Raw genomic sequence first — 13644 nt, forward strand, 5'->3', positions numbered from 1 at the left:
TATGGCGAGTACTTTGCGACACAGGCCGGGTGGCGTTGCCGCTTACCCGGCTTATCGCGTGCTTAGCCGATGGTCATCAGGCTGGCGTTCCCGCCCGCAGCGGCGGTATTGACGCTCAGCGAGCGCTCCACCCACAAACGCTCCAGCAGAATATTGGTTTCGCCACGGGCAAAACCCTGTACCGAGACAATCGCGCCACTGCGGGCTGCCACGTTTTCGCACAGCGCCACCAGTTGATCCGAGTCACCGTGGAAGATCACCGCATCGAAGCGTTGCGCCATTAATGCATCGGTTTTGGCGAACTGGATCCGTTGTTTGACGCTATCGGGCAATGCGGAGGCCATGTCGCGATGCAGCGCATCATCCGGCCACAGTACCTGGCTTCCGCAGGCCAGCACTGCTGCCAGTTGTACCAGCGCATCTTGCTCGTTATCCGCCACACACAGTACGCGTTCCCGTGGTGCCAGCGTCCAGCTGTTGCGTTCGCCGGTTGGCCCTTGCAGCTGACGCTGTGTGCCGGTTTGCGCAAGTTCGCCGAACTGCCGGCACAGCGCCTGTAGCGCCGGACGCGCATTCGCCCATGCACTTAAGGCTTCGAGCGGCTGTAGCAGTATTGCTTTCAACTGAGCATCAAGCGGTGCATTGGCATCATGGCGGGCCAGTGTTTTTTGTACTGCCTCTTCCGGGCGGCTGCTCAGCAGGCGGTAAAGATAAAGCGGCCCGCCAGCTTTCGGCCCGGTGCCGGACAACCCTTCGCCACCGAAAGGCTGCACCCCGACCACTGCGCCCACCATATTGCGGTTAACATACAGGTTGCCGACATGCGCATTCCCCGTGACCTGAGCGATCGTCTCATCGATACGGGTATGAACGCCAAGCGTCAGGCCGTAACCCGACTCGTTAATCTGGCCGATCAGCTGATCCAGTTGGTGACGGCGGTAGCGCACCACATGCAGAACCGGACCGAAGACCTCTTTTTTCAGCTCATCAAAGCTTTCCAGCTCAATCAGGGTCGGTGCAATAAAGGTACCGTTACGCCATTCGCCTGCGTCTTCGCTGTGTTCGCGCACGGCCTGGAAGACCGGGCGGCCTTTCGCCCGCATCGCCTGAATATGTTTATCAATGTTTTCCTTCGCTTCCGCGTCGATCACCGGGCCGATGTCTGTTGTCAGGCGGCCCGGATTTCCCATCCGGCACTCTGCCATGGCGCCCCGTAGCATGGTGAGGGTGTGCTCTGCGATCTCTTCCTGCAGGCAGAGTACACGCAGCGCAGAACAGCGCTGACCGGCGCTATCAAATGCCGAGGCCAGCACATCTACCACTACCTGCTCTGTGAGTGCGGAAGAGTCGACGATCATCGCGTTCATACCGCCTGTTTCGGCGATAAGCGGCGTCGGGCGACCCTGTGCATCCAGACGGGTGGCAATGTTACGTTGCAGCAAGGCCGCAACATCTGTGGATCCGGTAAACATTACGCCACGTACCCGCGCATCGGCGGTGAGTTGCGCGCCGACCGTTTCCCCGCGCCCCGGCAGCAGTTGCAGAACCCCGGCCGGTACGCCTGCTTCCAGCAAAATCGCTACCCCCTGGGCCGCAATCAACGGCGTTTGCTCCGCCGGTTTAGCCAGCACGCTGTTGCCAGCGGCTAGCGCGGCGGCAATTTGCCCGGTAAAAATTGCCAGCGGGAAGTTCCACGGGCTGATACAGACCACCGGCCCCAGCGGGCGGTGCGTTTCGTTGTCAAAATCAGCGCTGACCTGGCCTGCGTAATAACGCAGGAAATCGACGGCTTCCCGCACTTCGGCAATCGCATTGCTGAAGGTTTTACCCGCTTCGCGCACCAAAATGCCAATCAGTGACTGCATCTGATCTTCCATCAGTACGGCGGCGCGCTGCAGAATGGCTGCACGTTCCTGTGGTGGGGTGGCAAACCAGATAGGCGCGTGACTTACTGCGTTGTCCAGCGCCTGCTCAACCTGGTCCGGGCTGGCTTCGACCACATAACCGACAGTGTCTTTTGGCTCGGCTGGGTTTACAACGGGCTGTGGCTCGCCTTCCATCACTACCGCCTCCAGTACCGGGCGGGCGTACCATTTCTGCGCGGCGCTGTTGAGCAGGGCAGAGGAGAGCGAAGCCAGACGGTGTTCGTTGGCCAGATCCAGCCCGGCAGCGTTAATGCGCCCCTCGCCATACAGCGCTCGCGGCAGCGGTATTTTCGGGTGTGGCAGGCCGACCAGACCTTCTTGCGCCGCGAGTTTTTCCACCTCGGCGACCGGATCTGCCACCAGGGCATCCAGCGGCAAGGTGTTATCGGCGATGCGATTGACAAAGGAGGTGTTGGCACCATTTTCCAATAAGCGACGCACCAGATAAGCAAGCAGTGTTTCATGGGTGCCGACCGGCGCATAGATCCGGCACGGGCGGTTAAGCTTGCCGTCGGCCACTTTGCCGACGACTTGCTCATACAGCGGTTCTCCCATGCCGTGCAGGCACTGGAACTCATACTGGCCAGGGTAGTAGTTCTGCCCGGCCAGTTGGTAAATAGCCGCCAGCGTGTGGGCGTTATGGGTTGCGAATTGCGGGTAAATCAGGTTTGGCACCGAGAGTAATTTTTTGGCACAGGCGAGGTAAGAAACGTCGGTATAAACCTTGCGGGTGTAAACCGGGTAGCCTTCCAGGCCTTCCATTTGCGCGCGCTTGATTTCGCTGTCCCAGTAGGCGCCCTTCACCAGGCGGATCATCAGGCGACGGCGGCTGCGTGTGGCGAGATCGATAAGGTAGTCAATCACAAACGGGCAGCGTTTCTGGTAAGCCTGAATCACGAAGCCGATACCGTTCCAGCCGGCCAGTTCCGGTTCGAAGCAGAGTTTTTCCAGCAGATCGAGCGAGATTTCCAGACGATCGGCTTCTTCAGCATCAATGTTGATGCCAATGTCATACTGGCGCGCCAGTAACGTAAGTGACTTCAGACGCGGATAGAGCTCTTCCATCACGCGGTCATATTGCGCACGACTGTAACGCGGGTGCAGCGCCGAAAGCTTAATGGAGATGCCAGGGCCTTCATAAATGCCGCGCCCGTTAGAGGCTTTGCCGATGGCGTTGATCGCCTGCTGATAAGACACCATATAGGCCTGGGCATCGGCAGCGGTCAGTGCCGCTTCACCTAACATGTCATAGGAGTAACGGAAGCCTTTGTCTTCCAGTTTGCGTGCATTGGCCAGCGCTTCGGCGATGGTTTCACCAGTGACGAACTGCTCTCCCATCAGGCGCATTGCCATATCGACGCCTTTACGGATCAGCGGCTCCCCGCTTTTACCGATAATGCGATTCAGGGCGTGCGAGAGGTTAGCTTCGTTATGGGTCGAAACCAGGCGGCCAGTAAACAGCAGCCCCCAGGTCGCGGCATTGACGAATAACGACGGGCTGCGACCGATATGAGATTGCCAGTTGCCGTTACTGATTTTGTCGCGGATCAGCGCGTCGCGGGTGGCTTTATCCGGAATACGCAATAATGCTTCGGCAAGGCACATTAGCGCCACGCCTTCCTGCGACGAGAGTGAGAACTCCTGCAATAAACTTTGCACCATACCCGCACGTCCGGTGGCCGTTTTCTGGTTACGTAATTTTTCGGCTAACTGGTATGCGAGTTTGTGCGCATTTTCCGCGACGGGTTGCGGCAGGCGAGCCTGCTCTAACAGCATTGGCACGGCATCGGTTTCTGCCCAGCGCCAGGCTCCCGTGATCGCCGCGCGTGATACCGACTGCGGCAGGATCTGCTCGGCAAAATCCAGGAACGGCTGGTGGATCTCTTCGGCAGTAAGTTGCGGTTCATCGTCATGGCCGTTGCTCCCTGCTGCGCCTGCCAGTTCCGGCAGCGGTTCATTGCTTTCCAGCTTTTCCAGATAATTAAAAATGGCTTGTTTAATCAGCCAGTGCGGCGTGCGATCGATAGTCGCCGCTGCGGCTTTGATCCTTTCGCGCGTGGCATCATCAAGCTTGACCCCCATGGTAGTGGTGCCCATGCTCTGCTCCTTTTTTACAGTGTTCTGCGGTTCAGGCTGAAATATCTACCATGTTGCAACTTTGTGCAACCTTGTTAAATGTGACCTGGTTGGCAACGTCAAAAATGAATGGATTGTTAATTGTTGGTAACAAGGAAAAGCGCGGCATAACTTGCCGCTAAGCCAGGATTTATGCGGCAGGTAACACTTTTATAAGGTGCAACCTTTAAAAGTGTGACACAGTGCAACCTATACAAATTTGATATTAAGCACGGGATGAATTTGATGTAAATGCTGTGTTAAATCAATTGTGCATAAGCGAGCCTTCCGGCAGGATACGGTCGCCTAAAACAACAAGTACGCACCATCACCCCGTTCCGGTGGTGGATAAAAGCGGCAAAATAATCCTTTGCCGAAAAGAATCCTGGAGAATCCTTCATGGCAATTAGCACACCGATGCTGGTGACATTTTTTATTTATATCTTTGGCATGATATTGATCGGTTTCATCGCCTGGCGTTCTACGAAAAACTTTGACGATTATATTCTTGGCGGTCGTCGTCTTGGGGCTTTGGTCACCGCATTGTCTGCCGGTGCATCCGATATGAGCGGCTGGCTGCTGATGGGCTTGCCGGGCGCGATTTTTATTTCCGGGATTTCCGAAAGCTGGATTGCCATCGGCCTGACGCTGGGGGCGTGGATCAACTGGAAACTGGTGGCAGGGCGTTTGCGCGTTCACACCGAGGTGAACAATAACGCGCTGACATTACCGGATTATTTCACTGGCCGTTTTGAAGATAACAGCCGCCTGTTGCGGATTATCTCGGCGGTGGTGATTTTGGTGTTCTTCACTATCTACTGCGCTTCCGGCATCGTGGCGGGCGCACGGCTCTTCGAAAGCACTTTCGGCATGAGTTATGAAACGGCGCTGTGGGCCGGGGCGGCGGCGACCATTCTCTACACCTTTATTGGCGGTTTCCTGGCGATTAGCTGGACCGATACAGTACAGGCCAGCCTGATGATTTTTGCGCTGATCCTGACGCCGGTCATTGTGATTATCTCTGTCGGGGGCTTCGGCGATTCCCTGGACGTGATCAAACAGAAAAGCATTGAAAACGTCGATATGCTGAAGGGGCTGAATTTTGTCGCTATTGTGTCGCTGATGGGCTGGGGACTGGGCTATTTCGGCCAGCCGCATATCCTGGCGCGTTTTATGGCGGCGGATTCTCATCACACTATTGTGCATGCCCGCCGTATCAGTATGGCGTGGATGATACTGTGCCTTGCTGGCGCGGTTGCCGTGGGCTTTTTTGGCATTGCGTACTTTAGTAATAACCCGTCGGTCGCTGGCGCGGTGAACCAAAACGCCGAGCGCGTGTTTATCGAGCTGGCGCAGATCCTCTTTAACCCGTGGATCGCCGGTATTTTGTTGTCCGCTATTCTTGCGGCGGTGATGTCGACCCTGAGTTGTCAGTTGCTGGTCTGCTCCAGCGCGATCACCGAAGATTTCTATAAAGCTTTCTTGCGTAAAGGAGCGAGCCAGACGGAGCTGGTGTGGGTCGGGCGTGCAATGGTCCTGTTGGTGGCGTTGGTGTCTATTGCGCTGGCGGCTAACCCCGAAAACCGTGTTCTTGGACTGGTAAGCTACGCGTGGGCTGGTTTCGGCGCGGCGTTTGGCCCGGTGGTGTTGTTCTCGGTATTGTGGTCGCGTATGACCCGTAACGGCGCGCTGGCGGGGATGGTTATCGGTGCGGTAACGGTACTGGTATGGAAACAGTACGCGTGGTTGGGTCTGTACGAAATTATTCCCGGCTTTATTTTCGGTAGCATGGGTATTGTGGTGTTCAGCCTGCTGGGCAAAGCGCCTTCTGCGGCCATGCAGCAGCGCTTCGCCGAAGCCGACGCGCATTACCACTCTGCGCCGCCATCCCGTTTACAATCAGAGCAATAAAATATTGAAGTAAAAACCCGCTCCGGCGGGTTTTTTTATTGCTAAATAACTGTAATTAGGCTGTTATCTTCCGACACATAACAATGAGGATAACCTATGAAGTTGATGACAGGGGTCACCGCACTGATACTGGCGGGCGTGCTGACCGGTTGTGTCGCACCTGCCAGCAAACCCTCGGCCACGGCCGCCGTTCAACGCTGTAAAGCAGAAAATCAAATGCAGCAAACCACACTGTATTTTGGTCTGAACCGTCCGGCGGGTAAGGCCATTACCGCCCAGGAGTGGCAACAGTTTGTGGATGGTGATGTGACGCCGCGTTTTCGCGATGGGTTAACGGTGTTTGACGCCAGGGGGCAGTGGCTGGGAAATGACGGTCACGTTGCCCGCGAGGCCAGCAAAGCGTTGATGCTGATCCACAGCGCGGATGCACAGAGCGAGAAGAATATTGAAGCATTGCGCGGGGTTTACAAGTCACGCTTTGCGCAGGAGTCGGTTATGCGTGTTGACCAGCCGGTCTGCGTACAGTTCTGATGCTTTCCCTCTCCCCGCAGGGAGAGGGAAAAACTTACAGTACTGCCCCCGCAAAAGCGGCTGAAAGCAGACTCACCAGTGTCGCGCCGTAGACCAGGCGCAGGCCAAACCGTGAAACGGCATTGCCTTGTTGTTCATTCAGCCCTTTAATGGCGCCCGCCACGATGCCGATAGAGGCAAAGTTAGCAAAAGAGACCAGGAACACGGAGAGAATGCCCAGACCGCGTGGCGTCATACTGGCGGAAATTTTTTGCAACTCGATCATTGCCACAAATTCGTTTGCCACCAGTTTTGTCGCCATAATGCTTCCTGCCTGCAGCGCATCGCTCAGTGGAATGCCAACCAGCCATGCCAGCGGGTAGAAGACGTAGCCAAGCAACTGCTGGAAGCTGAGCCCAAACAGCGCGGAAAACAGTGCATTCACTGCGCTGATCAGGGCAATAAATCCAATCAGCATCGCCAGAATAATCATCGCCACCTTGAAACCAGCGAGAATGTATTCACCAAGCATCTCGAAAAAGCTCTGCGACTCGTGAAGTTTTTCCAGTTTGATCTCTTTTTCTGTTCCCGGGCGGGAGGGGTTAATCACCGACAGAATAATAAACGTGCTGAACATGTTGAGTAACAACGCGGCGACGACATATTTCGCATCCAGCATGGTCATATAAGCGCCGACAATCGACAACGACACGGTCGACATGGCGGTGGCGGCCATAGTGAACATACGACGCGGGGAGAGATCGGCGAGGATGCCTTTATAGGCGATAAAGTTTTCTGACTGGCCGAGGATCAGCGAGCTGACCGCGTTAAACGATTCCAGTTTGCCCATGCCGTTCAGCTTTGACAGCAGGGTGCCGATCAGGCGAATAAACAGTGGCAGAATGCGCCAGTGTTGCAAAATGCCGATCAATGCCGAGATAAATACAATCGGGCACAGCACGCCGAGGAAAATAAACGCCAGCCCTTTTTCACTCATGCCGCCAAAGACGAAAGCGGTCCCTTCACCGGCAAATTTCAGCAGAATTTCAAAAAAGCCGGAGACATGTTTAATCAGCGTCAGACCGCTCTGAGCATGTAAAAAGAACCACGCCAGCGCTAACTCAATCACCACTAATTGCAGAATAAAACGGATACGGATCTGACGGCGATCGAAACTCACCAGCCAGGCCAGCGCAAGGATCACTACCAGCGCCAGCAGAAAATGCAGGAAATTAATCATAGCGTTATGTGTGCAGATAAACAGGGCGTTTATTTAGCCATAGCGGCTGCGTTGGGTAAATACAAAGTTAAAGATTTGTAAGCAAGATTTTTGCAATATTTCAATTACTTCTGCATAACGTGCCAGCCCTTACAGTTAGGCTGCTACGCATTTACATCCATTTATCATTCTCATCATATTTCGCTTGAGTTTCCTTGCGTCGTAATGATAATCACTATCACTAGAATTTACTTTTCTTTGCAACCTTTGACCGCGCATGACAGTAGGGGCGTCCTCCATGTTTGTTCCATTTCTTATTATGTTACGTGAAGGCCTCGAAGCGGCACTGATCGTCAGCCTGATTGCCAGCTACCTCAAGCGCACCCAGCGCGGGCGCTGGATTGGGGTGATGTGGATCGGCGTTTTCCTTGCCGCCGCACTTTGCCTGGGGTTGGGCATTGCCATTAACGAAACCACCGGCGAGTTCCCGCAGAGAGAGCAGGAACTGTTCGAAGGGATTGTCGCGTTAATTGCGGTGGTGATCCTGACCTGGATGGTGTTCTGGATGCGTAAAGTATCGCGCAACGTCAAAGTGCAACTGGAGCAGGCAGTGGATAACGCGCTGGCGCGCGGGAACAACCACGGCTGGGCACTGATCATGATGGTCTTTTTCGCCGTTGCGCGCGAAGGGCTAGAGTCGGTGTTCTTTTTGCTGGCGGCGTTCCAGCAGGATGTGGGCATCTGGCCGCCGGTTGGCGCCTTGCTCGGCCTCGCCACGGCGGTAGTGCTCGGCTTCTTACTCTACTGGGGCGGGGTTCGCCTTAATCTTGGCGCCTTTTTCAAATGGACCAGCCTGTTTATTTTACTGGTTGCCGCAGGGCTTGCGGCGGGCGCTATCCGCGCCTTCCATGAAGCGGGCCTGTGGAATCACTTTCAGGATGTGGCGTTCGACCTAAGCAATGTGCTCACTACGCACTCGCTGACCGGTACGTTGCTGGAAGGGATCTTTGGTTATCAGGAGACGCCGAGCGTCAGCGAAGTCACCGTCTATTTTCTGTATCTCATTCCGGCGCTGGTGCTGTTTGTCTGGCCTCCGCGCGCGGGTTCGCAACCGTCGCGTGCTGCGCCGTAATCTCGTTATTAGTTGGCATCGTTACAACATACTTATTGAAGGGAAGGGTCATGGTGATTCATTTTCGTCGTAGTGCAATACAGGTAGGGATCGCAGCGCTGTTCGCCTGTGCGTTGGGTGCGCAGGCTGCGGATGTTCCGCAGGTTAAAGTCACGGTAACGGACAAGCAATGTGAGCCGATGAACCTGACGGTGAACGCAGGCAAAACGCAATTTGTGATTGTTAACCACAGCCAGAAAGCGCTGGAGTGGGAGATCCTGAAAGGCGTCATGGTGGTGGAAGAGCGAGAAAACATTGCTCCGGGTTTTAGCCAGAAACTGACCGCCAACCTGCAGCCGGGTGAATATGACATGACCTGCGGTTTATTAACCAACCCGAAAGGCAAATTAATTGTTAAAGGTGAAGCGACGGGTGATGCGGCAAAAGGCGACGCGTTGCTGAGCCTCAGCACGGCGATCACCGACTATAAAGCCTATGTGGTTGCCGAAACGGCACAGTTGGTTACCGGAACCAAAGCCTTTACCGACGCGGTGAAAGCAGGCGATATCGAAAAAGCGAAAGCACTGTATGCGCCGACGCGCCAGCATTATGAGCGCATTGAGCCGATTGCCGAGCTGTTCTCCGATCTGGATGGCAGTATTGACGCGCGTGAAGATGATTACGAGCATAAGGCCGCCGATCCGAAATTTACCGGCTTCCATCGCCTGGAAAAAGCCCTGTTTGGCGATAACAGCACTAAAGATATGGGTAAATATGCTGATCAGCTCTACACCGATGTGGTCGATCTGCAAACCCGAATTAATGAGCTGGCCTTCCCGCCCTCGAAAGTGGTGGGGGGAGCTGCCGGTCTGATTGAAGAAGTCGCAGCCAGCAAGATCAGCGGCGAAGAAGATCGTTACAGTCATACCGATTTGTGGGATTTCCAGGCTAACGTGGATGGCGCCCAGAAAATTGTTGATTTGCTGCGTCCACAGTTGCAGAAAAACAACAGCGAATTGCTGGCGAAAGTGGATGCTAACTTCAAAAAAGTGGATGCCATTCTTGCCAAATACCGCACCAAAGAGGGCTTTGAAACCTACGACAAGCTGACAGACGCCGATCGTAACGCGCTGAAAGGGCCGATCACCACACTGGCAGAAGATCTTGCCCAGTTGCGTGGCGTGCTCGGACTGGACTAACACCATGAGTCAACATGATAACCACGGCGTCAGCGAGCCTTCCCGGCGCCGTTTATTAAAAGGAATGGGCGCGCTGGGCGGCGCGCTTGCGCTGACAGGCGGATGCCCGGTAGCGCATGCCGTCAAACCGCAGAGCGCGCCGGGTACGCTGTCGCCCGATGCCCGAATGGAAAAGCAGCCTTTTCTCGGTGTTCATCAGGCCGGGATTTTAACGCCGCAGCAAGCTTCCATGATGCTGGTGGCCTTTGATGTTCTGGCCGCAGATAAAGCGGATCTTGAACGTTTGTTTCGCTTACTGACACAGCGCATCGCTTTTCTTACCACTGGCGGCCCGGCGCCGGAGACGCCGAACCCGCGCCTTCCGCCGATGGACTCCGGTATTCTCGGGGCCTTTATTGCGCCAGATAATCTGACCATGACGGTTTCTGTTGGTCAGTCACTGTTCGATTCTCGCTTTGGTTTACAGAAGCAGATGCCGAAAAAGCTGCAGAAGATGACGCGTTTTCCCAACGATGCGTTGGACGCGGCATTGTGCCACGGCGATCTGCTTCTTCAGATTTGCGCGAATACTCAGGATACCGTCATTCATGCGTTGCGCGACATCATTAAGCACACGCCTGATTTACTGAGTGTTCGCTGGAAGCGTGAAGGATTTATCTCTGAGCACGCGGCCCGCAGCAAAGGTAAAGAGACACCGGTTAACCTGTTAGGTTTTAAAGATGGCACAGCCAACCCGGACAGCAGCAACAATGCGCTGATGAACGAAGTGGTGTGGGTTACGGGCGATCAGGGCGAACCCGCATGGGCCGTTGGCGGTAGCTACCAGGCAGTGCGGATTATTCAATTCCATGTAGAGTTCTGGGATCGCACGCCGCTGAAAGAGCAGCAGACGATCTTTGGTCGTGATAAGCAGTCTGGCGCACCGTTGGGTCAGCAACATGAACATGATGTTCCGGATTACGCCAGCGATCCCGATGGTGAGGTGATTGCGCTGGATAGCCATATCCGGCTGGCCAACCCGCGCACCAAAGAGACGCAGTCAAGCCTGATGATGCGCCGTGGCTATAGCTATTCGCTAGGCGTGACCAACTCGGGCCAACTGGATATGGGGTTGCTGTTTGTCTGCTATCAGCATGACCTGGAGAAAGGTTTCCTCACGGTGCAAAAACGTCTCAACGGCGAAGCGCTGGAAGAATATATTCGCCCAATCGGTGGCGGGTACTTCTTTGTTTTGCCTGGGGTAAAAGAGTCGAATTACTATCTTGCCCAACCGCTGCTGGAAGCGTAAAAGATCCTATCCTGCCCGCAAACGGGCAGGATAATCTATTATCTGTAGTATTCAGACATACTTTTTCTGCCATCCAGATATCATTTTTTTGTATTAGAAAGTATCTGTTATCATTCTGTAATATTCCTTGCAGATACTCTTTTGAACGACGCAGTGGTCTTGCACGTTATGGTTACGTAAAAATAATGTTGCAAATATGATAAGCTTTGATGTAATTATTGAAAGCGTTGAGACCCTGCGGTGATGACGTCACCTGGAGATCGCGGATGGTAAGGTCCACTAGCGGACAATCAAAAAGACCACGCAAAACCCGGCACGGAGGTGCAACCTCCGGCAGCGACTTCTTCGCCCCTGAATTTTCTTCTTCTTTTTTTACTCCCCTTTCCAACGATGTGACAGACGATGCTGCTGTCCGTTCTGTTACGTCATTTTCAAAGGCAAGCCATGGCTTACAAGGAAGCCAACCCTCAGACGTTTGTGCGCATAATCGCGTTAACCAGGACGCGTGTGATGTAAACCAACAACTCAAGGTGCTATCCATGGGAAGACAGAAAGCAGTGATCAAAGCTCGTCGTGAAGCGAAACGCGTGCTGAGACGTGATTCACGCAGTCATAAACAACGTGAAGAAGAGTCGGTCACCTCGCTTGTGCAGATGAGTGGCGTAGAAGCAATTGGCATGGCGCGGGACAGTCGTGATAACTCGCCCATCGCCGCGCGCAATGAAGCTCAGGAGCACTACCTGAATGCTATCGAGAGTAAACAATTGATCTTCGCAACGGGCGAAGCCGGATGCGGTAAAACATGGATCAGTGCGGCGAAAGCGGCAGAGGCCCTGATCCATAAGGACGTGGAAAGGATTATTGTCACCCGGCCGGTCCTGCAAGCCGATGAAGATCTTGGCTTCTTGCCCGGTGATATTTCCGAGAAGTTCGCGCCTTATTTCCGGCCTGTTTATGACGTGCTGGTAAAACGGCTGGGCGCGTCCTTTATGCAATACTGCCTGCGACCTGAGATCGGTAAGGTGGAAATCGCGCCGTTCGCCTATATGCGCGGACGTACATTTGAAAATGCGGTGGTTATTCTTGATGAGGCTCAGAATGTCACTGCTGCGCAAATGAAGATGTTTTTAACCCGCCTCGGGGAAAACGTGACGGTGATCGTCAACGGTGATATTACCCAATGTGATCTGCCGTCTGGCGTTCAGTCGGGTCTGAGCGATGCACTGGCACGTTTTGAGGAAGATGAGATGATCGGCGTCGTGCGCTTTAACAAAGACGATTGCGTACGTTCTGCGCTCTGCCAGCGCACGCTGAAAGCCTACGATTGATTCGCTAACCTGAAAACCTGGCCTGCCGCTGGCGGGCCAGGTTTTGCTCCCCCCTGGAATTTGCCTTTCCTGTAGATAAAGTCTGGTTATACCTTTGCCGATAATTGCTTTGGCCTAAGCGGGTTTGCCGCTTGCGCCAGACTTTTATTGCCCTTTGGTAAGGATATCAACCAATGAAAATGCCCGGAAAATTCTCTGCGCTCGTTATCCCGCTGATGCTGGCGGGGTGTAGTAACAAACCCCTTCCTCCCACGGAAAAAATAGTACAAACCACGATTATTAAAGCGGACAACGGTTCGTCGCTAAAAATCGAAGGATATGAACAGCTCAAAACCGATTTCCATACGCCGACGGATACCTCGCTACGCTACATCACGCGTGCTGATACCAGCAAAGTGGTGGCGTTAAAGACCTTGAGCTTTATTGCTGGCGCTTTTGCCGGCGGTGCCCAGGAAAGCGGATTTACCAAAGATCAACTGACCGGAACGCCCATCACCACGTTATCCAACCCATCGGTGACATTTTTTAGCACCGGGATAGAAGAATCACTGAAAGCGGCAGTGGCGGAGAAAAAGGCGGGGCAATTGCAGCACCCGATTGAGATCCGACCCTATGTCTGGATGCTGGTTTACGAAAATCTGTCCGGTGGGGAAAATTATGAACTGCACTATTCAACGATGATCAGCCGCAGTAAAGATAACCCGACCAAAAAATACGATGGTGCCAGTGTGAACTGTACGCCAGAGCCAATAAAACTGCCGCTGGCAGAGTGGGAAGCCAATAACTACCAGAAAGTGAACGATGTTACGCGCACGTATATGGCTAACTGCCTGCGCGAGTTTAATGAAATTAAAGAGCAGTTTTTGCAATAACATTGGGCGGGCGGTGGGAGAAATGACTTGTCTTCCCCGCCCGTTGTCGAACCCGGTCGTGGGTTCTCATCCCCCCGGCAGGAGGAATATAAAAGAAAAAAGCCCGTACGCTTGTACAGGCTCTTATCTGAAATGATGGCGGTGAGGGGGGGATTGACTCGCTTTG

9 protein-coding genes are annotated in these 13644 nt (G+C 54.1%); 7 read left to right on the forward strand and 2 right to left on the reverse strand.

Going from position 1 to position 13644, the window contains the following annotated elements; translation table 11 throughout:
* Positions 1–62: 62 nt before the first annotated feature.
* Positions 63–4022, reverse strand: a complete 3960-nt coding sequence (gene putA / locus RTX30_RS08125) for a trifunctional transcriptional regulator/proline dehydrogenase/L-glutamate gamma-semialdehyde dehydrogenase (RefSeq protein WP_312688719.1) — start codon at positions 4020–4022, stop codon at positions 63–65.
* Between the two features lie 417 nt (positions 4023–4439).
* Here putA and putP point away from each other — a divergent pair, with 417 nt between their 5' ends.
* Both putP and RTX30_RS08135 read left to right on the forward strand, forming a co-directional pair.
* A complete protein-coding gene (putP, locus tag RTX30_RS08130; RefSeq protein WP_312688721.1) occupies positions 4440–5951 on the forward strand; it encodes a sodium/proline symporter PutP in 1512 nt (503 codons plus the stop codon).
* A gap of 105 nt (positions 5952–6056) precedes the next feature.
* Positions 6057–6482 (forward strand): DUF3574 domain-containing protein, encoded by a 426-nt coding sequence (locus tag RTX30_RS08135; protein ID WP_409429809.1) that lies wholly within the window; start codon positions 6057–6059, stop codon positions 6480–6482.
* 34 nt (positions 6483–6516) lie between these two features.
* On the opposite strand, the gene RTX30_RS08140 is transcribed toward RTX30_RS08135, so the two are convergent.
* Positions 6517–7701, reverse strand: a complete 1185-nt coding sequence (locus RTX30_RS08140; RefSeq protein ID WP_312688724.1) for a nucleoside transporter C-terminal domain-containing protein — start codon at positions 7699–7701, stop codon at positions 6517–6519.
* Between the two features lie 277 nt (positions 7702–7978).
* Between RTX30_RS08140 and efeU the strand changes: the two genes are divergently transcribed.
* From efeU to RTX30_RS08165, 5 genes are all read left to right on the forward strand, one after another.
* Positions 7979–8812, forward strand: a complete 834-nt coding sequence (efeU, locus tag RTX30_RS08145; RefSeq protein ID WP_312688726.1) for an iron uptake transporter permease EfeU — start codon at positions 7979–7981, stop codon at positions 8810–8812.
* Between the two features lie 50 nt (positions 8813–8862).
* A complete protein-coding gene (efeO, locus tag RTX30_RS08150; RefSeq protein WP_312688727.1) occupies positions 8863–9990 on the forward strand; it encodes an iron uptake system protein EfeO in 1128 nt (375 codons plus the stop codon).
* Between the two features lie 4 nt (positions 9991–9994).
* On the forward strand, positions 9995–11278 hold the full coding sequence (gene efeB / locus RTX30_RS08155) for an iron uptake transporter deferrochelatase/peroxidase subunit (RefSeq protein ID WP_312688729.1): 1284 nt from the start codon (positions 9995–9997) through the stop codon (positions 11276–11278).
* A gap of 539 nt (positions 11279–11817) precedes the next feature.
* Entirely contained in the window at positions 11818–12606 is a 789-nt protein-coding gene (phoH, locus tag RTX30_RS08160; protein ID WP_312688731.1) for a phosphate starvation-inducible protein PhoH, read from the forward strand.
* Positions 12607–12779: 173 nt separating this feature from the next.
* Positions 12780–13478, forward strand: a complete 699-nt coding sequence (locus RTX30_RS08165) for a hypothetical protein (RefSeq protein WP_312688733.1) — start codon at positions 12780–12782, stop codon at positions 13476–13478.
* Positions 13479–13644 lie beyond the last annotated feature (166 nt).

Source organism: Kosakonia sp., assembly GCF_032052965.1.
GTDB lineage: Bacteria > Pseudomonadota > Gammaproteobacteria > Enterobacterales > Enterobacteriaceae > Kosakonia.

What these genes read in the sequence shown, in the direction of transcription:
- efeU (WP_312688726.1), top strand. Translation starts at nt 7,979, where the DNA reads ATGTTTGTTCCATTTCTTATTATGTTACGTGAAGGCCTCGAAGCGGCA.
- RTX30_RS08140 (WP_312688724.1), bottom strand. Translation starts at nt 7,701, where the DNA reads ATGATTAATTTCCTGCATTTTCTGCTGGCGCTGGTAGTGATCCTTGCG.
- efeB (WP_312688729.1), top strand. Translation starts at nt 9,995, where the DNA reads ATGAGTCAACATGATAACCACGGCGTCAGCGAGCCTTCCCGGCGCCGT.
- phoH (WP_312688731.1), top strand. Translation starts at nt 11,818, where the DNA reads ATGGGAAGACAGAAAGCAGTGATCAAAGCTCGTCGTGAAGCGAAACGC.
- putA (WP_312688719.1), bottom strand. Translation starts at nt 4,022, where the DNA reads ATGGGCACCACTACCATGGGGGTCAAGCTTGATGATGCCACGCGCGAA.
- putP (WP_312688721.1), top strand. Translation starts at nt 4,440, where the DNA reads ATGGCAATTAGCACACCGATGCTGGTGACATTTTTTATTTATATCTTT.
- efeO (WP_312688727.1), top strand. Translation starts at nt 8,863, where the DNA reads ATGGTGATTCATTTTCGTCGTAGTGCAATACAGGTAGGGATCGCAGCG.
- RTX30_RS08135 (WP_409429809.1), top strand. Translation starts at nt 6,057, where the DNA reads ATGACAGGGGTCACCGCACTGATACTGGCGGGCGTGCTGACCGGTTGT.
- RTX30_RS08165 (WP_312688733.1), top strand. Translation starts at nt 12,780, where the DNA reads ATGAAAATGCCCGGAAAATTCTCTGCGCTCGTTATCCCGCTGATGCTG.